This window comes from Polyangium sp. 15x6, from assembly GCF_029960785.1.
Classification (GTDB): Bacteria; Myxococcota_A; Polyangia; order Polyangiales; family Polyangiaceae; genus Polyangium.
The window spans coordinates 97,892-122,922 of sequence record NZ_JASBQE010000031.1; the positions used below are offsets into that span (position 1 = coordinate 97,892).

General features: G+C 69.8%; 16 protein-coding genes. 11 read left to right on the forward strand and 5 right to left on the reverse strand.

Going from position 1 to position 25,031, the window contains the following annotated elements; translation table 11 throughout:
* The first annotated feature begins 5 nt into the window (after nucleotides 1–5).
* Nucleotides 6–788 (forward strand): cytochrome c, encoded by a 783-nt coding sequence (locus tag QHF83_RS23455; protein WP_282420143.1) that lies wholly within the window; start codon nucleotides 6–8, stop codon nucleotides 786–788.
* 341 nt (nucleotides 789–1,129) lie between these two features.
* Here QHF83_RS23455 and QHF83_RS23460 read toward each other — a convergent pair whose 3' ends face one another.
* Nucleotides 1,130–2,131 carry a fatty acid desaturase gene (locus QHF83_RS23460; protein WP_282420144.1) on the reverse strand — a complete coding sequence of 334 codons (1,002 nt, stop codon included), beginning with the start codon at nucleotides 2,129–2,131 and terminating at the stop codon, nucleotides 1,130–1,132.
* Nucleotides 2,132–2,301: 170 nt separating this feature from the next.
* On the opposite strand from QHF83_RS23460, the gene QHF83_RS23465 reads away from it, so the two are divergent.
* A complete protein-coding gene (locus QHF83_RS23465) occupies nucleotides 2,302–3,561 on the forward strand; it encodes a tetratricopeptide repeat protein (protein WP_282420145.1) in 1,260 nt (419 codons plus the stop codon).
* A 74-nt stretch (nucleotides 3,562–3,635) separates the two neighbouring features.
* Nucleotides 3,636–7,682, forward strand: a complete 4,047-nt coding sequence (locus QHF83_RS23470; RefSeq protein WP_282420146.1) for a serine/threonine-protein kinase — start codon at nucleotides 3,636–3,638, stop codon at nucleotides 7,680–7,682.
* Here QHF83_RS23470 and QHF83_RS23475 read toward each other — a convergent pair.
* Nucleotides 7,663–9,636, reverse strand: a complete 1,974-nt coding sequence (locus tag QHF83_RS23475) for a hypothetical protein (RefSeq protein WP_282420147.1) — start codon at nucleotides 9,634–9,636, stop codon at nucleotides 7,663–7,665. The genes QHF83_RS23470 and QHF83_RS23475 overlap by 20 nt on opposite strands.
* Before the next feature lie 3 nt (nucleotides 9,637–9,639).
* Nucleotides 9,640–12,294, reverse strand: coding sequence for a dynamin family protein (locus tag QHF83_RS23480; RefSeq protein ID WP_282420148.1), 2,655 nt, complete (start codon nucleotides 12,292–12,294; stop codon nucleotides 9,640–9,642).
* A gap of 96 nt (nucleotides 12,295–12,390) precedes the next feature.
* On the opposite strand from QHF83_RS23480, the gene QHF83_RS23485 reads away from it, so the two are divergent.
* From QHF83_RS23485 to QHF83_RS23495, 3 genes are all read left to right on the forward strand, one after another.
* Nucleotides 12,391–13,509, forward strand: a complete 1,119-nt coding sequence (locus tag QHF83_RS23485) for a hypothetical protein (protein WP_282420149.1) — start codon at nucleotides 12,391–12,393, stop codon at nucleotides 13,507–13,509.
* Nucleotides 13,510–13,594: 85 nt separating this feature from the next.
* Entirely contained in the window at nucleotides 13,595–15,775 is a 2,181-nt protein-coding gene (locus QHF83_RS23490) for a cation:proton antiporter (RefSeq protein WP_282420150.1), read from the forward strand.
* A gap of 8 nt (nucleotides 15,776–15,783) precedes the next feature.
* On the forward strand, nucleotides 15,784–16,599 hold the full coding sequence (locus tag QHF83_RS23495; protein WP_282420151.1) for a helix-turn-helix domain-containing protein: 816 nt from the start codon (nucleotides 15,784–15,786) through the stop codon (nucleotides 16,597–16,599).
* A gap of 327 nt (nucleotides 16,600–16,926) precedes the next feature.
* On the opposite strand, the gene QHF83_RS23500 is transcribed toward QHF83_RS23495, so the two are convergent.
* The gene (locus QHF83_RS23500; protein ID WP_282420152.1) at nucleotides 16,927–17,691 is read right to left on the reverse strand and encodes a TerC family protein; all 765 of its coding nucleotides are present in this window, start codon (nucleotides 17,689–17,691) and stop codon (nucleotides 16,927–16,929) included.
* 264 nt (nucleotides 17,692–17,955) lie between these two features.
* On the opposite strand from QHF83_RS23500, the gene QHF83_RS23505 reads away from it, so the two are divergent.
* Nucleotides 17,956–18,624: a hypothetical protein gene (locus QHF83_RS23505; protein ID WP_282420153.1), complete on the forward strand. Its 669-nt coding sequence runs from the start codon at nucleotides 17,956–17,958 to the stop codon at nucleotides 18,622–18,624.
* Nucleotides 18,625–18,643: 19 nt separating this feature from the next.
* Here the strand turns inward: QHF83_RS23505 and QHF83_RS23510 are convergent, their stop codons facing one another.
* Complete coding sequence (locus tag QHF83_RS23510) at nucleotides 18,644–18,868, reverse strand: hypothetical protein (protein ID WP_282420154.1); 225 nt, start codon at nucleotides 18,866–18,868, stop codon at nucleotides 18,644–18,646.
* Between the two features lie 384 nt (nucleotides 18,869–19,252).
* Between QHF83_RS23510 and QHF83_RS23515 the strand changes: the two genes are divergently transcribed.
* From QHF83_RS23515 to QHF83_RS23530, 4 genes are all read left to right on the forward strand, one after another.
* On the forward strand, nucleotides 19,253–20,263 hold the full coding sequence (locus tag QHF83_RS23515) for a hypothetical protein (protein ID WP_282420155.1): 1,011 nt from the start codon (nucleotides 19,253–19,255) through the stop codon (nucleotides 20,261–20,263).
* Nucleotides 20,264–20,371: 108 nt separating this feature from the next.
* The gene (locus QHF83_RS23520) at nucleotides 20,372–21,625 is read left to right on the forward strand and encodes a sugar MFS transporter (RefSeq protein ID WP_282420156.1); all 1,254 of its coding nucleotides are present in this window, start codon (nucleotides 20,372–20,374) and stop codon (nucleotides 21,623–21,625) included.
* A gap of 191 nt (nucleotides 21,626–21,816) precedes the next feature.
* Complete coding sequence (locus QHF83_RS23525; protein ID WP_282420157.1) at nucleotides 21,817–23,550, forward strand: bifunctional metallophosphatase/5'-nucleotidase; 1,734 nt, start codon at nucleotides 21,817–21,819, stop codon at nucleotides 23,548–23,550.
* Between the two features lie 121 nt (nucleotides 23,551–23,671).
* Nucleotides 23,672–25,031 (forward strand): kelch repeat-containing protein (locus tag QHF83_RS23530; protein ID WP_282420158.1); only part of this gene is annotated, 1,360 nt, incomplete at its 3' end.

The following is a 25,031-nucleotide window of genomic DNA, read 5'->3' on the forward strand; positions in this document are numbered from 1 at the left end:
GCCGAATGCTCTATCCGATCGTCCTCACGCTCCATTCCTGGCTTCGCTGGATCGTCCTCGGGCTCGGCCTCGGCGTCACCGTCACGTCGGCTCGCGCGCGCGGGCGATCCGGCACGTACGAGCGTTCCCACGACCGGCTCGGGCTCTTCTTCGTCGCCGCGCTCGATCTCCAGCTCACGCTCGGCCTCGTGATGTATCTGTGGCTGAGCCCCATCACGCGCCTCGCGTTCCAGGATCCCGGCGGCGCGATGCGCACCTCGGCGCTCCGGTTTTTCCTCGTGGAGCACGTGTTCTCGATGGTGCTCGCGCTCGCCTGCGCCCACGTCGGCCGCGTGCGCGTGCGGCGAAGCACGAGCGACGCGGACAAACACAAGCGCGCGGCGTGGGGCGCGGGGCTCGCCCTCGTGTGCATTCTCGTGGGGATCCCCTGGCCGTTCATGCCTTATGCCCGCCCGCTCGCGCGGCTCTCGGTGGAAGAAGCGCCGCGGCAGGAGCTCTCGGGCGCGGCGCTCGAAGAGACGCGCAAGCTCTACGAGTCTCGATGTGGTCCTTGCCACGGCGCAAACGGGCGCGGCGACGGCCCGGCCGCGGTGAACCTCGTGCCGAGGCCGCGTGATTTCGGCGACCCGCAATGGCAAACCGCCACGAAGGACGAATCGATCGAGCGCATCATCCGCGAGGGCGGCCGCCCCGTGGGCAAGAGCATGATGATGCCCGCGAACCCGGATCTCGACGAGGCAACCGTGAAAGCGCTCCGGGCCTACATCCGCCGCATGAGCCGCCACTGAGCATGGGTCTCATGTCGAAGCCGCTGCGCTGGGGCGTTGCCCCAGGCCCCAGCAGGGGCTGTCCGCCCCTGCACCCGGACCAGCGCAAGCGCTGGACCCGGGGTCGATGAACTGCGCTCCGCGCAGTTCATCGAACAGGCCGAGGCAAGACCGGCGGGCGACCCTGCCAAACCAAGACCGCCGTGACTGGCAACGCTGTCGCTGGTCTTGCCACCGGGCCGTTGGAAGAACCGCGCATCGCGCGGTTCTTCCACCCCGAGTCCAGCGCTTGCGCTGGTTCGGGTCGAGGGGCGAACAGCCCCCGCGGGGTCCGGGGCAGCGCCCCGGCGCGGCGGCCCAAGTCAAGCCGGCTCTGCCACTTCCGCGGGAGGTGCGTCCTTCGGGTACGGCACCATCTTGCCGGCCTGCGGGTCCCAGAGCTTCAGCGAGAAGCAATGCAGGATGTCGCGCGGCGACAGGCTCGTCTGCGGCTCGACCTGGAGCTCGGGGATCGCGGCCATCGCCTCGCGCAGCCGGTAGAACGGGATCGCCGCGTTCAGGTGGTGCACGTGGTGATAGCCGATGTCGCCCGTGAAGTAACTCATGAGGGGCCCGCAGCGCATGAAGCTCGACGACTCCACGGCCGCGCGCGCGAACGTCCACGTTTGCCGCGGCTGCATGTGCACGCCCGGGAAGTTGTGCTGCGCATAAAAGAGATACGAGCCGAGCGCGCAGGCGATGAACAGCGGGCCCACGAGCACGAGCAGCGTCATCTCCCAGCCGAAGAAATACGTGATCGTCGTGACCAGCGCCGCGTGCAGCACGAGCGCCGCCGCCGAATCCCAGTTCTCCTTGGGGTTTCGCAGGAACGCCGAGATGCACATCCCGCCGAGGAAGATCGTCACGTACCCGAAGAGGATCGTCAGCGGATGGCGAGCGAGCGCATACGCGATGCGCTTGCCGCGCGGCGCCCGCTTCCACATCTCCACCGTCATCACCGGATACGAGCCGATCTGCGCGCCCACGATCTTCGCCGTGTGCGCGTGGTGGTAGTTGTGCGTCTGTCGCCAGACCCGCGGCGGCGTCAGCACGAGCGCGCCGTAGAGGCCGAAGATCACGCTGCCCACCTTGGACTTGCGCAGGAGCGCGCCGTGATGGAAGTCGTGCGCGAGAATGAACGCGCGCACGATCACGAGGCCCTCGATCACGCTGCCGAGGATCCGGAGCGGCTTGTACGGCGCGGCCGCGGCCACGGCCGTCGCGAGCGCCAGGACCGCGAAGGTCGAGGCGACGTGGTAGACGCTGCGGGCCCGATCCTCGGAGGCAAAGGGCCGCGTGACGGCGACGAGCTCGTTTCCCTGCATGGTCCGCGAAGATGGCCGGTGAATCCGGGCGAAGAAGAAGCTTTGGTGCGCGTGCTCTTATCCAACCTCGCGCGCCGTGGCAAGGTCCGCAAGGGCTTCTTGGCTGCGCAAAAAGCTACGCGCCGAGCCTCTTGGATCCCGGACGCCTTTGGACTAGCCCCGACGCTGCCATGCGCTCTGCCCTCCTCGCCCTCCCCGCCGCGGCGCTCCTCGGCTGCGCGACACAGGTAGTCCCGAATCCGGCTGATCCGGCCGCCCTCGCCGCCGCGACTCCCCAGACGCTCCGCGCGCGTTGCATCGAGGGCGACGGACCGAGCTGCACCGAGCTCGGCATCCGCGTCGAGCGCGGAATGCCGAGCGGCCGCGAGACGGCCGCGTCCTTCTACGAAAAAGGCTGCGACTACGGCGACGCGAACGGCTGCAACGACCTCGGCTGGCTCCTCCACAATGGCAAAGGCGTGCCCGTCGATCTGGCGCGCGCGGGGCAGGTCTATGCACGCGGGTGCGACCTCGGCAGCGCCCGGGCCTGCACGAACCTCGGCAACCTCTACGAGGACGGGCTCGGCGTGCCCATGGATGTCTTCCAGGCGCGCGAGCTCTACCGCAAGGCGTGCAAGCTCGGCTTCGGCATCGGCTGCCGCAACGAGGGCCTGCTCCTCGAAAACGGAAACGGGGGCCTCACGCCCACGTCCCCTGAGAGCGCGCGCGTGGCCTACGATCGCGGCTGCAGCCTCGGCGACGCCGGCGCGTGCGTGAACCTCGGCAACCTCGTGCGCGAGGGGCGCGGCGGCCCCGTCGACTTCACCCGCGCGCACGCGCTCTTCACGCAGGCCTGCGGCGGCGGCGATCTGCTCGGCTGCAACAACCTCGGATTCCTCTACGACAAGGGGCTCGGGGTCGCGCCGGACATGTGCAAGGCCGTCGCCGAGTACAAGCACGCCTGCGCGGGCGGCGAGCCGCTCGGGTGCACGAACCTCGGCAATGCGTACACGGAAGGCTCCTGCCTGCCCAAGGACGTGCGCCGAGGCCTCGCCCTGCACACCAGCGCCTGCGATCAGAAAGAGCCCCTCGGCTGCAACAACCTCGCCGTCTTCCTCGAGCGTGGCGAGGAGGTCCGGCGGGACCTGAGCCGAGCGCTCGGGCTTTACCACTCCGCCTGCGACCAGAAGGAGCCGCTCGCCTGCCACAACCTCGCCCGCCTGTACGAGCGCGGAGAGTTGCTCCCGCGGGACCTCGACCTCGCGGCGAGTCACTACCGGATCGCCTGCGAGAGGGCCCATGGCAAGTCCTGCGCGGCCCTCGCCCGGATGCACCACGAGAGCCTGGGTCGCCTCGCGCCGGACCCGGAGGAGGAGCGCAGGCTGCGCGCGCGCGCCTGCCAGCAGGGATTCGTCGAGGCTTGCGAGAGGCCAGGGACCACGCCGCCGTAAAATCCGTCTCCGCGGTGAAGCCGCCCGCGTCCCTCTTGCGCTCCTCCCCCACCGCTGGTGCATCCTCGTGAGCAGTGCGCAAGTCAGGTGACGTCATCGGCGGGCGTTTCGTGCTCGATGGGCGGCCGATCATCGGTGGGATGGGCATCGTCTGGCCCGCCTACGAGAAGGACACGCGCGCGCGCGTCGCCATCAAGTTCGTCGCGGAACCGAGGGACGGATCCACGCCGAAAGAGAGCATGATCCGCAGGTTTCGCCGCGAGATCGAGATCCTCTCCCGGCACCTCTACGACCATCCGCACATCGTCCGCTACGTCGACCACGGGATGATCGATGGCGAGCCCTGGCTCGCCACGGAGTGGCTCGACGGCCGGGGCCTCGACGACGTGCTGAAGAACGGCCCGCTGAGCATCTACGACACGATCAAGCTCGGCCTGCGCGTGGCCCTGGCCCTCGGCGCGGCGCACGCGGCGGACGTCGTGCACCGCGACATCAAGCCCTCGAACCTCTACCTCGTGGCCTCCGACGTCGAGCGGGTGAAGGTGCTCGACTTCGGCATCGCGCTGCTCGCGGGCGGACACATGACCTCGACGGGCGTGGTCATCGGGACCGTCGGGTACATGGCGCCCGAGCAGATCGACTACGGCGGGAACGTGGGCGCGGCGGCGGACATGTTCTGCCTCGGCGCCGTGCTCTTCGAATGCCTCACGGGCCGCAGGGCCTTCGAGGGGGGCCCGCAGCACGTCGTGCTCGCGAAGATCGTCATGGCCGAGGTGCCGCGCGTCGCCGAGATCCGCCCCGAGGTGCCGTACGCGCTCTCCGAGCTCGTGGCCCGCATGCTCTCGAAGGATCCTTCGCAGCGGCCGCAGAACGGCGCCACCGTCGCGAACACGCTCGAGGGCATGGCGAAAAAGGCGTCGACGCGGCCGCCGGACCGGCGCTCGAACCCGGTCATCACGACCTACCCGCCCGCCTCGCCGAACGACCCCTGGGCGCGCAAGCTCACGCCGATCCCGCCGCCGCCGGCCGTCCCCGGGAGCGAGCGGATGAGCCCGCAGGAAAAACAGCTCCTCTTCGTGGTCGCGGCGAAGCCCGTCCCCGACGCCGACGACCTCCTCTCCGACAAACCCCCGCGCGGGATGCCGCCCGAGGTCGTCGCGGCGATCCGCGCCGAGGTCGATCCGAAGAAAAACGAGCAGTTCCACGAGCTGCCCGGCGTGGCGCTGCTCATCAAGATCCAGGGCCGCGGCAACCCCACCGAGATCGCGGGCCGCGCGGCCCGGCTCGCGCTCGAGATCGCGGGGCTCGCGAAGGGCTCGCGCGTGGCGATCTTCGCGGCGTACGCCGAGGCGAACGACAAGGCGCCCGTCGGCAAGATGCTCGACGGCGTCTTCCACCTGCTCGACATGCCGACGCTCGACGGAGGCAAGGGGCCGAGGCCCGTGCGCATCAACGATGTCGCGTGCGCCTTCCTGGATGCGCGCTTCGAGGTGGCGAGTTACCTCGGCGAGTTCTGGCTGCGCGGCGAGCGCGAGGCCACGCGCGCGGTGCGCACGCTGCTCGGCAAACCCAGCCCTTACGTCGGGCGCGACGAGGAGCTCGGCACGGTTCGCAAGTACGTCGAGCAGGCGCTCCAGGGCAAGAAGCCGAAGGCCGTGCTCGTGCTCGGCGAGCCGGGCGCCGGCAAGTCACGCCTGCGGTTCGAGCTCGTCGAGCGCCTCGCCGTCGAGAAGCCGACCCTCAGCGTCGTCCACGGCCGCGGCGATCCGCTGCGCGCCGGATCGGCCTTCACCATCGTCGGCTCCGCGCTGCGCAGCGCCGCCGGGATCTCCGCGGGCGAACCCGTCGACGCGAGCCAGGAAAAACTGCGCGCGCTCGTCGGAACGTACCTCGCCGGCCCGGACAAGCGGCGCGTGACGGAGTTCCTGGGCGAGGTCGTGGGCTTGCAGTTCCCCGACGAGGGCCGGACCGAGCTCCGGGCCGCGCGCAGCGACGCGGCCCTGATGGCCGATCACATCAAGGAAGCGTTCTTCGATTTCATTCGCGGGCTCACGGAGACGACCCCGTTCCTGCTCGTGCTCGAAGAGCTCGAGTGGAGCGACGCCGCGTCGCTGAAGCTCGTGGACGCCGCGCTCGACGCGCTCCGCGACCGTCGGTTCGCGGTGCTCGCGCTGGCCCGGCCCGACGTGCGCGAGCGGCTGCCGGGCCTGTGGGAAGGCCGCGAGGTGCAGGACGTGCGGCTCCACCCGCTCGACAAGGACGACGCCGAGCAGATCGTCCGGAGCGCGCTCGGCCCGCAGACGCCGCGCATCGTGGTCGATCGCATCGTCGAGCTCGGGGCGGGCAACGCGTTTTACCTGGAAGAGCTCATCCGCGCGGTGAACGAGGGCCGCGGCGGCGCCCTGCCCGAGACGGTGCGGGGCATGGTGGACGCGCGCATCGATTCGAAGTCGCTCGACGACGAGGCGCGGCGGGTGCTGCGCGCCGCGAGCATCTTCGGCGAGGCGGCGTGGGAGGGGGCCCTGCGCCCGATCGTCTTCGGCCACGGCGAACCCACGGTCTCGCTCGGCAAGACGCTCGACCGGCTCTGCGACTGCGAGCTGCTCACGCGGCGAAGGCAGAGCCGCTTCGCGGGCGAGACCGAGTACGCCTTCCGCCACCCGCTCCTGCGCGAGGCGGCGTATGGGCGGCTCACGGACGACGATCGGCAGTTCGGCCATCGCCGCGCCGCCGAGTGGTTGCTCTCGGCCGGCGAGAACGATCCGAGCGTGCTCGCGCTCCACTTCGAGCGCGCCGGCGACGGTCCCCGCGCGGTCGAGTTTTACGTACGCGCGGCGGAACAAGCGCTTTCGGGCGGCGCCCTCGAAGCGGCCATCGAGCTCGCCAAGCGGGGCCTCGATCTCGGCGCCGACGGCGAGGCCGCGGCCGAGCTCTGGGCCATCGCCACGGACGCGCAGACCTGGCGATCGAGCCACGCCCGCGCCTACGAGGCCGCGCGTTGCGCCTTCATCTACGCGACGCCGGGCAGTCGCCACCACGCCCGCGCGCTCGGCGGCGCCATCCGCTCCGCGCTCGCCCAGGGCGACGCGCGGGGCGCGGCCGAGCTCTTCCAGAAGCTCCTCCACGAGCGCCCCTCGCCCGACGCGGTCCTCGCGCTCTCCTGGGCCTTCAGCGCCACGATCGACTCGCTCCTCGACCACGAGCCGGCCGCGGCCCTGCCCTACCTCGATCGCATGCGGCTCGTCACGGCCGCCGCCGCCGAGCGCGAGCCCGTCGTCGCCGCGTGGACGCTGCACACGCACGCCCACTGGGCGCGCGCGGTCGAGCAGGACCCCTGGGCCGCGCTCGGGCTCGATCGCGAGAGCGTCCTGCGCTTCAAGACGATCGGCGACCGTCGCTACCTGCCTTATGCGCGCGTCCACGTCGGCCTCGATCTCCTGCTCCTCGGCGCGCACGAGCTCGCGGACAAGGCGCTCCAGGAGGCCCTCGATCAGGAGCCCGAAGGCAGCCTCACCTCGATCGTGGGCAGCACGTTCGAGGCCCTGCGCAGCCTGGAGCGCGGCGCGTTCATCCCGGCGCGCGAGATGGCCGAGGACGTGGTGAAGCAAGCCGAGTCACGGGGCGAGCGGCTCGCGGCGCGGCGCGCGCGCCTGCTCGCGGCGCGCGCCAGCATCGCGCTCGGCGAGCTCGACAAGGCCGATCGGATGCTCGGCCCGCTCCGGGCCGCCGGTGCGCCTCCTGGCGCGCTCTACGGCGTGCGTGCGGCGTTCTTCCTCGCCTCGAAGGAGCCCGACAAGACGCTCACGCTCGTCGATCGCGCCCTCGCCTTGCGCCCTGTCCGCGGCGCGCATCCGGCCCCGGCGCCGCCCGAGATCACGCTCCTCCGCGTCGAGGCGCTCCTCCAGCTCGGCACGCACCACGAAGCGCGCGCGATGCTCGCCGCGGCCCGGGCCGACATTCACAAGCGCGCGGCGACCATCCTCGACGACGAACTCCGCCAGTCGTTCCTCGAACGGCGCGCCGCGAACGCCCGCCTGCTCGGCCTCTGCAAGGAGTGGCTCGCGGGCGACGACCCGGGCGACGACCCGGGCCGGCGCCTGATCATCCGCCCCACGCCGTGATACACGCGGCCTCGGCCACGTCGCAGAACTCGCGCTGGATCTGCCCGAGCGTCGCGTCCTGCGCGAGCAGCTCCGGATCGAGCTCCTTGGAGAGCCTGTCCACCACGGGCGCCGCGGCGTCCGCGGCTTCGAGCACGCGCGTCGTCACCTCGGCCTTCGGCTCCGTCGCGGCGACGAGCAGATCCCGCGCCGGATCCACGAACACCGGCCCCACGTGCGCGATCGACTTCTCCAGCGTCGAGAGCACCTCGCCCACGTGCCGCTCCACGCCGGCCCGCCGCTCGCGCGCGAGCTGCCGGAGCGCCTCCTCGCGGCCCTGCGTCGCGGCCGTCTCCGCGCTCTGCACCATCGTGGTCACGTGCTGCCGCTCCACGCCGATCTGCTTCATGCGGTTGAGCACGCGCACGGCCTCGTCCTTCTGCCGCCGCATCTCGGCCTTGAGCGCCTCCATCCGCTCGGCCACGCCGAGCTTCGCCTGCTGCAGCGATGCGAGCGCCTTGCGCGCGTCGTCCGCGGACACCGCCCGCGACGGCCTCGCCGCCCCGAGCTTCGTCCCGATCTCCCGGATCGTCAGCTCCAGCGTCGCGGCCTTGCTTTGCGCCTCCACGATCTGCCGCTCGAGCAGCGCTTGCTTCTGCTGCTCCGTCTGCACCTCGACCGACACGCTCGAGTGATCGATCTGGAACTGCTGCAGCGTCGCGAGCCTTTGCCCGTAGACCGCCTGCTGCTGGGCCTTCTGCTCCTCCATCGCGGCGACCTTCGCGCGCCACTCGTCCTTGCCGAAGAGGACCGGCTCGTCCTTGCGTGTCTCCACGAGCTGCGCTTCGAGCGCCCCGAGCTCTCCGTGCCTTCGCCTGAGCTCGTCCTCGAGCAGCTTGATCGCCGCCTCGATCTGCCGCTGCCGTGACAGCACCGCGCCCGCGCTCTCGACCCGCGACGCCCGCTGCGCCGCGAGCCCTTCGAGCTCGATCCGCGTCGCCTCCGCCTGCTCGGCGGCCACCGCGAGATCCAGGATGGCGTGCGCCGTCGCGATCTCCTGCGCGATCTCGGCGTCCTTCATCTGCGCCGCGGCCATCTCCCCTTCGAGCCGCGCCGCGGCCGTGGAGACGGCGTCACGCGCGCGCCCGAGCTGGATCTCCTCCTCGGCGAGGGACGCGACGCTCGCGCGCGCCTGCGTGAGCTCCTGCGATCCGGCCGGCGGCACGGTGACGAGCTCCGGCGGCAGATCCTTCGTGATCGGCAGCGTGTCCGGCCACGACGCGGTCGGCTCGGCGTTCACGAACGCGTAGAGGTTCTGGATCGCCTTGCGCAGGAAGGGCAAACACGTCTGGTAGACGTGATCGAGCTTCGCCGCGTGCTTGCGGTACTCCTCGGCCGCGGTCTCGGCGTTCGAGAGATCCGGGAACGGCACCGCGCGCACCGCGTCGATCGTCTGCTTCGCGCGCGTCACCACGGTCTCGGCGAGCGGGCCGAACGCGGCCATCTTCTCGGCCCGCTCGGCGGCCGCGCGCGCCTCCTCCTCGGCGCGCAGGCGCGCGGCCGCGGCGCGCGCCGCGTTCGGCAGCTCGCGCAGATCGGACAGCCTGCGCCGATGCCCGAGGATCTCGTTCCGCGCGGACGCGACGAGCCGCTGCACGCGCGCGAGGTTCTGGTTGTCCTCGCCCTGGAAGCCGAACCTCCCGGCGACCTCGTAGATGTCGTTCAGATCCGAAAGGTCTTTCTCGTCGACCGGCCGCCAAAGCGCGGCGATCGCTTCCTCCGACGGCGCGGGATCTTCCAGCGCGGCGAGGAGCGGCGCATAGGCGACGGGCGCGAGCGGCTCGGCGAGCGGGGCGAGCGCGTCCTTCGCCACGAAATGCAGGCGCGTGAGGTTCTGCCAGGCGGCCGCGAGCTGGTTCACGACCGTCTGGTAAAACCGAACGTAACTCGACAAACGCGCGAGATCGTAGGCCACGGATCACGCTCCTGCCGTCGCGGGCCTGGCCGCGGCGGGCTTCTGCGGTTCGGACTTCGTGACGGGCGCGCTCCCGCCGAAGAGCTCTTCGAGCGCCTCGATGTCCGCGCGCGCCCGATCCTTCTCGGCCTCGATCGCGGCGAACTTGTGCGGCCAGATCCGCGCGCACTCGCTGCGCACCCAGCGCCGGAGCGACTGCTCCCCTTCCCGATCGAGCCACGAGTCGTGCACCGTGCGCACCGCCTCCTCGTGGTACTTCTGCAGGCCGCGCGGGTGCTTCGCCAGCGCTTCGAGGAAGTCGCAGATCCGCTCCACGTCCACGCGCACCCGCGCGAGCATCTTCGACCAGTCGCGCACGTTCCCCGCCGTCGCCCCTTGCGCCGGCGCCGCGCCGGGGTTCGTCTGCGGAGGCTTCGTGCTCCCCGCCGGGGCCGCGGCTGCTTGCGGGGCCTGGGGCCTCGCCACGGGCATCGCCGCGCCCACCGTGGGAAAACCGCCGATCGCCGGCGCCGGTGCGGGCGCGGCGGCCGGCGCGCTCCCGTCGGCTTTTTCCTCCCCGAACCCGAGCTTCGCCTTCACCGAGCCGATGACGCCGCTCGCGGCCGCGGCCGCGCCCGTCGCCGTCGCCTGCGCCTTGTCGGCGATCCCCATCCCGAAGAACTGCTCGAGACCGCGCATCTCGCGCTCGCGGATCTCGCGATCGTACGGATCCGTCGCGTCGAGGATGTCCACGATCTGCCGCGCGAAGTACCGCGAGAGCACCTCGAACGCGACGTCGGCCTTGGCCATCTCCTGGTTCTGGTACCGGACCACGCTCTCCGACACGTGCCCCGACCGACCGAGCGCGTCGATCCGCTCGATGAGCGTCTTGCCCGCCGGGAGCAGCACCTCGAGCCGCCCGCCTTCGTAGCCTGCCTCGATGAACATCTCGTGCAGCATCCGCTCCACGCTCTCGCGGGCCGTGTTGCGGAAATCCTCGCCGAGCCCCGCGATCCGCGACGCCACGCGCTCGCGCATCTGCTTGCGCATCTCGATCTCGACGGCCGTCTCGTTCATGAGACCCGGGCTCGGCATCTGCCGCCGCTTCGCCTCCGCCTCCTCGGGCGTGAGCCGCGCCAGGAGATCGCTGCGGATCTGATCGATCCGCACGTCCGCGCGCGCGGCTCGGGCCGACCGCTGCGTGTCGCTCATCTCGAAGTCCATGAAGGCCGACATGCGCTTGCGGATCTCGGGCAGGAGCCCCGTCGGATCCTCGCCCGACTGGATGTGCTCGTAGTGCAGATCGAAGACCTGCTCGGCGCGCCGATCGAACTCCCTGTCGCTGAGCCCGTCCTTCACGGTCACGAGCACGCCGCGGAGCAGCGCCTCGACCTCGCCGAACTCCCCGTTGATCGCCTGCGTCACCTTGCGATCGAGCGCCTCGACGTCGGTCGAGAGGTACCGCTCGACCGCGTCCTTCAGCTTGTCGAGCCCGTTCACGGGCGTCGTCGTGCCGAAGAAGTCCATGAGCTGGCGCGCCACCGGGTGCTGCGTGTCGACGCCCTGGTGCACCCACACCTTCGAGTACGGGAAGATCCGATCGACGCCCTGCTCGCGGAAGTTGCGCGCCGCCAGCGACCAGTGCCAGTTGCCGTTCTCGTCGGCGTGATCGAAGAGATCCACCTTCGTCAGCACCACGAAGATCCGGTCCTTCAGCGAGATGCTGCGATCGGCCGTCTGCGCCATGCGGAGCAGCTCGACCTCGTTTCGCACGAGCGACGGCCGCGTGATGTCCTTGACGAAGATCGTCACGTCGACGTCGTTCGCCAGCGCCTCCTCGGTGTCGCGCCGCGCCTTGTCCGAGGGCGCGTCGATGCCGGGCAGATCCATCAGCTCGACGCCGGGCATCGCGCCCTCGACGGGGATCGTGACCGTGACGATCTTCACGGCCCGCACGCCCGGGTAGGGCCTGTTGCCGTTCTTCGTGTCCTTGAGCGCGATGTACGGCCGGATCTGCTCGGCGAGCGCGTCGAGGCTACTCGCCGTGATCTTCTCGGGCGACCGACCGAGCCGCGCCTTGATCTCGGACAGACCCGCGCTGATCTCCACGAGCTCGGCGAGCGCCGTCTGCTCGCGCCGCCCGGCGCGATCCGGGTCGTCGACGTCGTAGCCTTCGCGCGTCTTGAAGCTCGCCTTGAGCCGCAGGATCTCGGACTGGTTCAGGCCCTGCCAGCGCTCGACGCTCCCCGGCTCGAGCGCGTCGAAGTAGCTCTGGATGCGCGCCTTGAAGTCGGCCTCGTTGTAGTACGTGACCGTCGCGGCAAACTGCCCGACCTCGCCCGGCTCGATGACCGTCGTGCTCCAGGTGCAGCGCTCGGCCTCGCTCGGCAGGAGTTTTTCGCTCTTCAGCCACGCCGAGAGAAACGCGCTCTTGCCCTGCTTCTCCAGGCCGACGACGCCGATCTTCACGACGCCCTTGGCGAGCCGCTTCTCCCGATCGAGCGCGCGCCCGCGCAGATCTTCGAGCTTGCTGCGGATCTGACGGAGCTGGCGGGCGTTGTCGCTCTCGGGCTGGAAGTAACTCGCGAAGCGGTCGCAGAGCTGCCGGTATCGCAGGACTTTGTCGGCGATCCGGCGCAGCTCGCGAGCGTTCTCCTTGCGGCCTTCAGGGCTCCACATGGCCGACATGGCAAGCCATGCCAGCCGTGGGTGTCAACAGGGATGCGTCACCGCCGGCCGGAAGCAGGCGCGCGCCATGATACCGTGCCGCTCGCCATGCCTCGCGCCCCGGGCTTCCCGCTCCTCCTCCTCCTCCTCGCGGCTTGCGCCTCCCCGCCCCCGCCCGCGGCGCCCCCGCCGCTCGTCGCCATCCCGCCGCCTCCCGCCGCCGGGCCTCCCGCGCCCCCGGACCCGCCACCCCCCGAACGACCCTTGCCTCCGCCCGTCGCGCTCGACGCCGCGGTCGCGTGCGCCTTCGAGGCAGCGCAATGGAACGGCGCGGCGGACGTCACGGACCTCGCCTTGCTCCCCGACGCTACCCCCTTCGTCCGCATCCGGGGCGGCGCCGCCCGGCTCTCGATCCCCGTCGGACCCGTCGGCGACACCCTCCTCCGGATCCGCGACCAAGGCGTCACCGTCGAGGGCCACACCCCCGCCTCCGCCTCGGTCCTCCGCGCGAACGTACCCATCGTCATGAATGGGTTCGCCATCCCGACGATCTTCGCCCACCTCGGCTGGTCCACGGCCGAAGGCCAATCCCTCACCGTCACGCACCCCGACTCCGAGGAGCTCGAGGTCCTCGACCCGCCCCTCCGCGCCACGCGTCCGTGCGGCGACGTCGGGATCGAAGGCGACTCCTTCTCGGCGGAGGACGCCGTCCCCGGCGGGGGGGAAGCGAAACGGAAGGAGGTCAAAATCATCCTGCCCGGGAGCCCCGTGCCCCTCTCCCTCGAACCCAAGGGCAAACCCGTCGCCCGCCTCACGCTCTCGACGGCGACCCACGTGAGCGTCTTCGAATCCCGCGGCGGCATGTCGCGCATCTCGCTCCCCGTGGACACGCTCTACGTGTTTGGCTGGGTGAACACGTCGGACCTCAAGCCGAGCCGATCGCTCACCGGCTACGGGTCCGGCGGCAGCCGCGGCGGCATCCGGCACCCCCCGTTCGTCGTGAAGGAACGCTTGCGCTGCGAGCACGACGTGCCGCTCATCGCGGAGGCCGGAGGCGAGCGGAGGACGGTCGGGTCGATCGGGAAAAACACCACCCTCGAGATCCTGGACCGCGCCAAGGACGAGGCGCGCGTGCGCGTCTGGACCAAGGTCATCCACATGGTCGAGAGCGCGAGCTTCCTCGTACGAAGCGTCGACATTTCCGGCTGCTCCCGCATCGACGGTTGAGCACGAAAGCGGCCGAGCGCAGGTGGTCACAGCTCTTCCCGTCCGCCTGCGCTAAGTGATAACTTATCACTCAGGAGGCCGAGACATGCACGCGATCACGCACAACCCGCTGACCCTGCTCATCTTGCAGATGACAGTCGTCGTGGCCCTGTCACGGCTGCTCGGCGCGTTCCTCCGGCGGATAGGCCAGCCCATGGTCATCGCCGAGATCACCGCCGGCATCCTCCTCGGCCCTTCGCTCCTCGGCTTGGTTGCGCCGGGCGTCATGGATGCGGTCTTCCCGAAGAGCTCGATGCCCGCGCTGAGCATGCTCAGCCAGGTCGGGCTCGTGCTCTTCATGTTCCTCATCGGGCTCGAGCTCGACCCGAAGCTCCTCAAGAGCCGCGGCCATGCCTCGGTGGTCATCAGCCACACGAGCATCATCGTCCCCTTCGCGCTCGGCGTACTCGCCTCCTCGTGGCTCCGCAGCCGCCTCTCGGAGCCCGACGTCCCGTTCACCTCCTTCGCCCTCTTCATGGGCGTCGCCATGAGCATCACGGCGTTCCCGGTCCTCGCGCGAATCCTCGCCGAGCGCCGCCTGCTCCGGACCAAGGTCGGCGCCCTCGCCATCACCTGCGCCGCCGTCGATGACGTCACCGCCTGGTGCTTGCTCGCCTTCGTCGTCTCGACCGTCCGCTCGACCGGACTCGACGGCGCCGTCCGCACGACCGTGCTCGCCCTCGGCTACATCGCGGTGATGCTCTTCGTCGTGCGGCCCTTCCTCGCGCGGCTCGGGGCGCGCGTCGGCTCGGGGCAGCAGGTCACCCAGGGCGTCGTCGCGATCTCGCTCCTCTTGCTGCTCGTCTCCAGCATGGTCACGGAGGTCATCGGGATCCACGCGCTCTTTGGCGCCTTCGTCCTCGGCGCCGCGATCCCCAAGGACGGCGGCCTCGCCGAGGCGCTCGCCCACAAGCTCGAAGACGTCGTCGTCGTCCTGCTCCTGCCCCTGTTCTTCGCGTACAGCGGCCTGCGCACGCAGATCGGCCTGCTCTCGAGCCCGCACCACTGGGGCATCTGCGCCTTGCTCATCCTGCTCGCCTGCCTCGGCAAGTTCGGCGGAAGCGCCCTCGCCGCGCGCTTCACCGGCCTCGGCTGGCGCGAGTCGAGCGCGATCGGGCTCCTCATGAACACCCGCGGGCTCATGGAGCTCGTCGCGCTCAACCTGGGCCTCGATCTCGGCGTCATCTCGCCGACGCTCTTCACGATGATGGTGCTGATGGCGCTCTTCACCACCTTCATCACGACGCCACTCCTCGAGCGCGTCTACCCGTTCGAGCTCTTCTCCAAGGAGCTCGCCGACACGCCCGAGGCGACGCCCGTGCCCGTGAGCCAGACGCCGCCCTTCACCGTCGTCATGTGCGTCGCCGATGACCGCACGGGCCCGGGCATGGTGACGCTCGGCCACGCGCTCGGCGGACCCGAGGCGGCCGAGCGGCTCTACGCGCTGCACCTCATCGATCCCGACGATCGCGCCTCGTTCGTCCTGCGCCAGGAGCGCGGCGACACCTCGGGCGACGGCGACGCGCTCGAACCGCTGCTCACGCGCGCCGCGTCCCTCTCGGTGCCGGTCAAGCCGCTGAGCTTCGTCTCGGGCGAGCCCTCGGTCGACATCTGCCGCGTCGCCGAGGCCAAGCATGCCGATCTCCTGCTGCTCGGCTGGCGCAAGCCGCTCATCGGCAAGGCCGCGCTCTCGGGCACGGTCTACGAGGTCATGAAGCGCGCGCCGGCCGACGTCGCGGTGCTCGTCGATCGAGGCCTCACGCAGATCCGCCGCGTCCTCGTGCCCTTCCTCGGCAGCGCGCACGATCGCGCGGCGCTGCGCCTCGCCCAGCGGATCACGCACATCGCCGGGTCCGACGTGACGGTCCTGCACGTGGTGGCCAAGGGACGCGACGGGGGCAAGCCGCTCGGCGCGAAGGCGCGCATGGAGGAGGTTTTCCAGGAGCCCGGGGCCGCGGGCCAGGTGAAGTTCGAGGTGGTCGAGCACGACGTGCCCTCCGAGGCCGCGCTCGCCGAGGCCGCGCGTGGCTACGACCTCGTCATCGTGGGCGCGGGGGCCGAGTGGGGCCTCTCGGAGCGCCTGTTCGGCCTGCAAGCCGAGCGCATGATCCACGCCTGTCCGATCTCGCTGCTCGTCGTCCACCAGCACGGCGAAGTCCGCGCCGCGGCGCCGAAGCCCTCGCTCGCCACGATCGTCCGGGCGACGGGTGAACAAACTTCGTCCTGAGAAACGCCATGCACCTCGGAGCGACGATCCGCCTCTTGCGACTCGACGCGGGTTTATCCCTGCGGGACCTCGCGCAACGCATTGGCGTCTCCAGCGCTTACCTGAGCCGCGTGGAGCATGGCCACGACGCGGTCCCGACCCCGGATCGGCTGGAGGCCATCGCGCGGGAGATCGGCATCCCACCACGATTGCTCGTGGGCGCCGCGCACAAGGTCGGCTGTGCAATCGAAGGCTATGCCGAGGATGTCCCGAGCGCAGGCATGCTCTTCCTCGACATCGCGCGCCGGAGGCTCGGTCCTGCGGAGATCGCGCGGATCCGCGCCTTCGTGGAGCGCGAGTTCCCGGCGCCCGAGCGTCGCGAGGAGCGCCCATCGCTCGCGCGCCTGCTCGCGCCGGAGCGCGTGATCCTGCAGCTCACGTGTCCCGGGCTGGAGGACGCGATCGAAATCGCAGCGAGCCGATTCCCACGACTGCACGGGGAGCCGAGCGTACGGCACGTCGTGGCGGAGCTGTTGGCACGGGAGCAAACGGCATCGACGGCGCTCGGGGGCGGGGTGATGCTCCCGCATGGCGTGTTTTCGCCTTCGAAGACGACGGCGGCGCTGGTCACACTAGCGCGGCCGCTGGTCTTGCCCGAGGCGCCGGATGGTCTGCCGATCCGGGTGCTTCTAGTCTTGCTGCTCGGAGAGCCAGGCGGCGCAGCGCTCTCGCTCCTGGCGCACGCGGCGCGGCTCTCGAGTGACGGGCTCGCCGACAGGCTCGCCGCCGCGACGAGCCCCGCGGACGCGATTCGCGGGGTCGAGGAGATCGAAGACGCGGGCTGAGCCGGTTGGGGGCGTCGCGCCGGGGCGCTGCCCCGGACCCCGCGGGGGCTGTCCGCCCCTCGACCCGGACCAGGGCAAGCCCTGGACCTCAGGGGGAAGAACTGCGCGATGCGCAGTTCTTCCCACGGGCCGGTGGCAAGACCAGGCAGGGCGTTGCCGGTCACGGCGGTCTTGGCTGGCAGGTCTTGCGCCGACCTGTTCGATGAACTGCGCATCGCGCAGTTCATCGACCCCGGGTCCAGCCCCTGGCTGGTCCGGGTCCAGGGGCGGATAGCCCCTGGTGGGGCCTGGGGCAACGCCCCAGCGAGGCGCCCCCAGGAGCCGACATCACGGCGCGACGCGAGGCTCCGCGGCGGGCGCGTTCTTCCGGCGCTTCCCGCGGAATCGCATGTTGAGCAGCTCCACGCCGAGGGCGAAGGCCATCGCGAAGTAGATGTAGCCCTTCGGGATCTTCTGCCCCATGCCCTCGGCTACGAGCATCACGCCGATCAGCAGCAGGAATGCGAGTGCCAGGAGCTTCACCGACGGGTGCGCGAGCACGAAGCCTGAGATTCCCTTCGCGAAGAGCAGCATCACACCCACGGAGACCAGCACGGCGGTCACCATGACCCACATCTGCTCGGGCGGGATCATGCCTACGGCCGTGATCACCGAGTCGAGCGAGAACACCACGTCGAGGGCCAGGATTTGCGCGATCACGAGCCCTACGCTCACCGCCTTGGCTCCGCCTCCGTGCTCCTCTTCCTCGTCTCTCTCTACCTTCGCGTAGATCTCGTTCGTCGACTTGCCCATCAGGAACAGACCACCGATGAGCAGGATCAGGCTCTTGCCCGAGATCGCTGCGTTCACGAGGGGCAGCGTGAAGAGCGGCTTCGTGAGACCCATCAGGAAGCTGATCGTGAAGAGCAGACCGATCCGCATCACGAGTGCGAGCAGGAGCCCCATCCGCCCCACGCGGTCCCTCTTCTCTGCGGGCAGACGCGCCGTGAGGATCGAGATGAACACGACGTTGTCGATGCCGAGCACGATCTCCATCGCGCAGAGCGAGACCAGCGCGACCCACGTCTCCGGATCCTGGATCCCTGAAAGCATCCTCTCACACAACCCTTTCGCAGCTCATGACCGACGTCGGACTCGTTGCGGGACCAACTATCGCACGGCCGGTCATGCCCCTCTAGGGCCTGCGTCCTCGCCTGGGAAGCTCCTGCTCCGGGTGCGCTTCGACACGGCGCTGCGAGCGCGGCCCTGAGCCAAAGCTCGAGCCGGAGCGGCACACACCGGCGCAAGCGCACACGCGCATCCAGGGAAAACAACGGCGATCTTCCCTGGTATACGCATTGCACAACGCGTTCGCGCATGAGGAATCCTCGGAATCTTTCTCATCGCTCGCACCTCCCTCTCCTCACGCTGCTCCTCGGGCTTGCGTCCCTCCCCGCCTGCTCGGGCGGCGTGGTCGACCAGACCTTGGGGATGGCGGGCGGAGGCGGTGGCGGCGCTGGGGGCAGCGGCGGTGCGGGGGGCAGCGGCGGCGCTGGGGGCAGCGGCGGCGCTGGGGGCAGCGGCGGCAGCGACGGCGGGGCCGTCGCGTGTACGCAGAAAGAGGACTGCGGCGAGAACGAATACTGCCGCTTCGCGGATCAACGGTGCGGCGAGGGCGAGGCCCAGGGCGTGTGCACCGTGCGTCCTATCGAATGCGGCCACATCCCGAACAAGGTTTGCTCGTGCGATGGCAAGACCCAGCTCCAGGACTGTCCGCAGCTCGGATTCGTCGACATCAGCGTCAACGGCAACTGCACGCCGCCCGACGGCACGTTCGCCTGCGGCTACACGTTCTGCGAGACCGGCACCTCCTACTGCGTGAAGACCACGAACAAAGACCTCGTGTATTACGGCTGCGGGTATCTCCCCCCGTCGTGCAATGGCGTGGAGAGCTGCGACTGCATCGCGAATGATTTCAACCTGTGCCCGGGGGCCACCTGTACCATGGACGCCGCGGGACACGCCGCCGTGCAGTGCGGGGACTGAGCCGGAGACGATCCCGGCCTCAAGGGGATGAGCCCCGGAGCCCTCGAACCAGTCGTTCGAGGAACTCCCTCTCCGGCGGCTCGAGAAACTCGTACACCTCGGACCAATCGGCCTCCGTCGAATACTCCATCAGATTGAGCACGCAGGCTCGGAACAGGTGGAACATCCCGACGAAGTCGTAGTTGGGCTCTCCCCCCAGCGTGGTCCAGTTGCGAAGCAAGGACTCCAATTCATCGTACTTCACGGTGTTCACACCTCCGCTTCCGCGATTCGTCCGGGAAAAATGATGGCCGTAGCCCTCGACGCGCGTCAACACACGCTGGACATCGTGATCAGCGCCTCCTGACGCGCGTCAACCACCCGCTGACCATCGTGACCAGCGTCCCCTGACGCGCGTCAACACCCACTGGTCATCGTGAACAGCGCCCCCTGACGCGCGTCAACCCACGCTGGTCATCGTGATCAGCGCCCCCTGACGCGCGTCAACACACGCTGGACATCGTGACCAGCGCCCCCCTGACGCGCGTCAACACACGCTGTCCAACCTGATCAGCGCCCCTGACGCTCATCGACGCCCGAAAACCACGCCGACGCCGAACACCGCACGGTGGTAAGCTCACTCCGTGCCATGAAGACCACCTTGAGGATGCAAACCGACAGCCCAGCGCGTCTCCTGACGGTGATCCTCGATCCGGGCGAGTCCCTGGCGGGCGCCCTGGCCCACGCGTTCGTGTCCCAGCATATCAACGAGATCACCGAGCTCGTGCTCGTCGCGGACTCTTTCGACGACGACCCTCTCGCGGGCTGCGACGCCGTGCGGGCCCGCGTCGCGCGGGGCGACCTCGTGTTCACCCTGCGTCCGCTCGCGGAGCAGGAGGACGTCGAGGTCGACACGTTCATGCTGCGCATCCGTGCGGCGAGTCGCATCGCAGGCTCGGACGCGCTCCCTAAAACCCCACGGATTCGCCCGCCCCATGCCGACGCGGCTTCCCTCCGATCCCCGCCGATCAGCGGCAGCGACCGCCTTTCGCGCCTCACCGAGCAGGGCAAGCGCGGCCCCGCGTCCCCACCCCCGACGAAGCCCACCGGCCCGCTCGCGCCCTACCTCGGCGCCCAGCACGACCTCGACGCGCTCCTCAGCGAAATCGAGGGCCCCGAGGAAGCCGCATGTGTCCTCGCGTGGCCCGTGCCCGCGCTCGTCGGCCGCGTGATCGTCGCGCCCGACTTCGACGGCCTCGCAGGCGCGATCCGCGCCGTTCTGTTCGAGGCGCTCGGCGACCTGCCCTTCGCCGTCGATGGCGGTGGGTATGGCGGCCTCGGCAGATACATGCATCTGCACACGAGCGTCCTCGCGCCGCCGATGCGCGACGAGCCAATGGCGCTCGAGCTTTATGGTCGTCTCGTCGCCGTGGGTGATTACGACTTCAGGACACGCGAAGCCGGGCGTTACCTGCTCCGCCGCGAGCGCGAGATGCATTCGCTCTGCGGCCCCGACGCTTCCCCGACCGACGCCGAACGTCTCCGCATGATGGAGCTCATCCACGGGCGCGATTTTCCCGGACCGCTCGTCGTCATCCTCTCGGCAGCGACCTACGCGAACGTCCGCTGCCCCGGCGTGGGCGTGCCGTTCTACATGTGAACGCGCGAGCGTCGCGGGCGGAAGCCCTCGCCAGCCGAGCACGCGCGAGCCTTTCCACGGTCGCGACAATCGTGGCGCGCCTGCGTCGGCCGTGAGAAGACAAGGGGCATGGAGGTATCGACCCCTCGGGCGGCGGCGGTCACGGATGCACCTTCCAGGACGCACATCGGCGCGCTCGGTGTCGTGACCACGATCTTTTTCATGTGGGGCTTCATGACCTGCATGAACGACATCCTGATCCCGCACCTGAAGAACGTGTTCCACCTCGGCTATGCCGAGGGCGCCCTCGTGCAATTCTCATTTTTCTCGGCGTATTTCCTGATGTCGCTGCCCGCCGGCAAGCTCGTCGCGCGTATCGGCTACAAACGAGGCCTCCCGTTCGGCCTCGCGACGGCCGGCACCGGCGCGCTGCTCTTTTATCCGGCCGCCAGCCTGCCCTCGTATCCCTTTTTCCTTGCCGCGCTCTTCGTCCTCGCCACCGGAATCACGATCCTCCAGGTCACGGCGAACCCCTACGTCGCCGTGCTCGGCCCGCCGGCCACCGCGTCGAGCCGCCTGAACCTGACGCAGGCCTTCAACTCGCTCGGCACCACGGTGGCGCCCTATTTCGGTGGTCATTTCATCCTCGGCGCCGTGAAACACGCCGAAAACCCGCTCGCCGAGGCCCACGCCGTCCGCCTGCCCTACCTCGGCCTCGCGGTCATGCTCTTCGTGCTCGCCGGCGCGCTCGCGGTCCTCAAGCTCCCGACGATCCCGTCGGTCGAAGGCGAGGAGGCCAAACGAGGCTCCTTCCTCGACGCCCTCGCATTCCCGCAGCTGCGACGCGCCGCCCTCGGCATCTTTCTCTACGTCGGCGCCGAGGTCTCGATCGGCAGCTTCCTCGTCAATTTCTTCGCATTGCCCTCGATCGCGGCCTTCACCGAGGCCCAGGCCGCGAAATACGTGTCCCTCTACTGGGGCGGCGCAATGGTCGGCCGCTTCATCGGCTCGGCCGTCCTGCGCAAAGCCGATCCAGGGCGAGTGCTCGGGGGGAGCGCAATCGTCGCGGCGCTGCTCGTGACGGCGACCGTCTTGCTCAATGGTCCCGTGGCGATGGGGACCATCCTCGCCGTCGGCTTCTTCAACTCGATCATGTTCCCGACGATCTTCACGCTGGGGATCGAGGGCCTCGGCAAGCTCACGAGCCAGGCGTCGAGCATCCTCGTGATGTCGATCGTCGGCGGCGCGATCGTGCCGGTGCTCTTCGGCTGGCTCGCCGACGGCATCGGCGTCCACCACGCCTTCCTGCTGCCGGCGCTTTGCTATCTCTACATCGTCCACTTCGGCTTTCGTGGGTCGCGCCGCGCGGGCGTCACCGCCTGAGAGCGGACGATTCCGCTGGCGCTGTTCGCCATTGACAACACCCCCTCCCCGTTGCTCGTTTCCATCCAATGCATCGCATACATTCCGTTCTTGGATGGGTCTCTGCGGGGCTTCTCGGCCTGGTCGTCGTCGCCGGCTGTGGCAGCACCGAAACGCGGCCTTCGGACGCCTCCTCGTCCAGCTCCGGCGGCATGGCCGGCGCGGGCGGCGCAGGCGGCTCGGGTGGCTCGGGTGGCATGGGAGGAGCCGGCGGCTCGGGCGGCGCCGGCGGCGTGGGCGGCTCGGGCGGCGCCGGCGGCTCGGGCGGCAGCGTCGATTCTCCGGTCCAGGTGCAGCTCCTCGGCTTCAACGATTTCCACGGCGCCCTCGAACCGCCGCCGGGCAGCGCCGGGCGGATCACCTTGCCCGACAACACCACCGTCGACGCTGGCGGCGCGGCCTTCTTCGCGCGGCACGTCGCCACCCTGCGCGCGGAAAATTCGAATACCCTCGTCGTCTCGGCCGGGGATCTCATCGGCGGCAGCCCGCTCGTCTCCGCCCTCTTCCACGACGAGCCCACGATCGGCGCGATGAACCTCATCGGCCTCGACATCAACGCCGTCGGCAACCACGAGCTCGACGAGGGCAAGAACGAGCTCTTGCGCATGCAAAACGGCGGCTGCCACCCGAAGGACGGCTGCCAGGGCAGCCCGGATTTCCCGGGCGCGAGCTTCGCGTTCCTCGCGGCGAACATCGTCGATCAGACGACGGGAAAGAACCTGTTCCCCCCGTACGCCATTCGCACGTTCGAGGACGCCAAGGTGGCGTTCATCGGGATGACGTTGAAAGCGACCCCGACGATCGTCGATCCCAGCGGGATCCAGGATCTCTCCTTCTACGACGAGGTCGAGACCGTCAATGCGCTCGTGCCCGAGCTGAAGGCGCAGGGCATCGAGGCGATCGTGGTGCTCCTCCACGAGGGCGGCGCCACCACGGGCTATTTCGACGAATGCCCGGGCATCTCGGGGCCGATCGTGCAGATCGCGACGAACATGTCCGACGCCGTCGACGTCATCCTGAGCGGTCACACGCACGCGGCCTACAACTGCACGATCGGGGGCAAGCTCGTCACGAGCGCGGCTTCCAATGGCCGCCTGCTCACGGACATCGACCTGGAGATCAGCCGCCTCACCGGGGACGTGATCAGCAAGAAAGCGAAGAACGTGGTCGTCACCCGCGAGACGGCCGATACGCAGGTCGAGACGTACGTGAATGGATATGCCGCGCAGGTGGCGCCGCTCGCGGAGAAGCAGGTCGGCACCCTCACGGCGACGCTGAATCGGGGCGAGCCGCCGCTCGGCGCGAGCCTGTCCACGCTGGGCGTGGTGGTGGCCGATTCGATGCTCGCCGCGACGAAGGATCCGGCCCAGGGAGGAGCGCAGATTGCCCTGATGAACGCGGGCGGCGTGCGGGCGAATCTGCCATTCATGGCGGCCGCGGGCGAGGCGATGGACGGGATCGTCACCTACAAGGAGATCTTCTCGGTCCTGCCGTTCGGCAATTCGATCGTGGTCATGAGCTTGACGGGCGCGCAGCTCGAGTCCCTGCTGGAGCAGCAATTCGGGACCGATCAAAACGGCACCCCCTTCATCTACCTCCTGCAGCCGTCGAGCAATCTCCGTTATACGTACAGCGCGAGCGCGCCGGCCGGGTCGAAGGTCGATATCGCCTCCATCACGATCGACGGCGCGCCGATCGCTCCGGGCGCGACGTACCGGATCGCGGTGAACAGCTTCAACGCGGCCGGCGGAGACGGCTTTTCCGTGCTGACGAAGGGCACGGATCGCATTGGCGGGGCGCTCGACGTCGACGCGCTCCAGGCTTACTTCGTCGCGAACTCGCCCGTCTCGCCGCCGGCCGTGGATCTCGTGCAGGTCTTGCCCTGAGGCGGGCCCGCCGGTCAGGCGGGCGGCGCGCCGAGGACATCCTGCTCCACCGTTGCGTTGGTGCCCCAACCGTCTTCATCGCGTAGTCTACGAGACTCGTCCTTTTCCTGGAGCCTACGACATGCTGATCCACCGCACCCGTACCTGGGCCGTCGCCCTTCTCGCCGCCCTTCCCTTTTTCGTCTCCCTGCCCGAGGGCGGGGCCGCGCCGAAGGAGCCGTCGATATCGTCGGCCGCGTGGCAGCCCATTTCGCCCATGACCTCCAAGCGCCGCGGGCAGGTGGCGCACTTCGTCGCCGACAAGGGGCTCGTGGTCCTCGGCGGATATGCGGGATCCGGCGGCACGGATACGGGCCTGCAGACGGCCGAGCGCCTCGATCCTGCGACCGGGACGTGGTCGCCCCTGAGCATGGCGCCGCGCGCGATCTCCAGCGGGCTCAGCCTCACGCTCCCCGATGGGCGCATTTTCGTCGTCGACGGCGACGGCACCAGCACGTACGACCCGGCGACCGATACCTGGGCGAGCGGGTCCGCTTTCCCGATGAACTGGGAGTACACCGGCACGCTCGGCCTGCTGCCGGACGGTGACGTGATCCTCGCGGGCCCCGTGCAGGGCGAGGACGTCACGAACAAGTCGATCCGCTACGACCCGGCCACGAATACCGTGGTGAGCAGCCCGAAGCTGAAGGAGTTTCGAAGCGGCCACACGGGGACGGCGCTGCCCGATGGCCGATTCCTGGTGACGGGCGGCTGGCAGTGGGGCTCGGACGAAGACGGAGGCGAGATCCACGTGACCCTCACGAGCGCGGAGATCTTCGATCCGGCGACGGATACGTGGACGCTCGTCGCGCCGATGGCGACGAGCCGGAAGGGGCACGCGGCGGCGCTCTTGCCGTCGGGCAAGGTGCTGGTCACGGGCGGCGTGCTGGAGGGCCAGGGCGTGATCACGTCGGCGGAGATCTACGATCCGGCGACGGATACGTGGGCCACGGTCGCCCCGCTGAACGAGGCGCGGTGGTATCACGTGATGACCGCGCTGCCGAGCGGCCGCGTGATGGTGTCGGGCGGCAGGACGGGCGGGCTGAACTACCTGTCGAGCGTGGAGATCTATGATCCCGATGTGGATGCGTGGGTCTCGCTCCCGCCCATGGCGTCGGGGCGGCTCGACCACACGGCGACGTACGCGCCGGGGCACGGCGTGTTCATCGCAGGCGGCTATGACGGCTCCACCAGCCTGAGCGGCGTGGAGCTCTATCCGCTGGGAAATGCCGCGGCGGGGACGGCGTGCGTGATCGGCGACGAATGCACGAGCGGGGTCTGCGAAAGCGGCCAATGCATGAATTCAGGAAACGGCGCAGGTGGCGCTGGCGGCGAAGGCGGCGGCGGCACAGGCGGTGCGGGCGGCGAAGGCGGCGAAGGCGCTGGCGGCGCGGGCGGCGAAGGCGGCGGCGGCACAGGCGGCGCGGGCGGCGAAGGCGGCG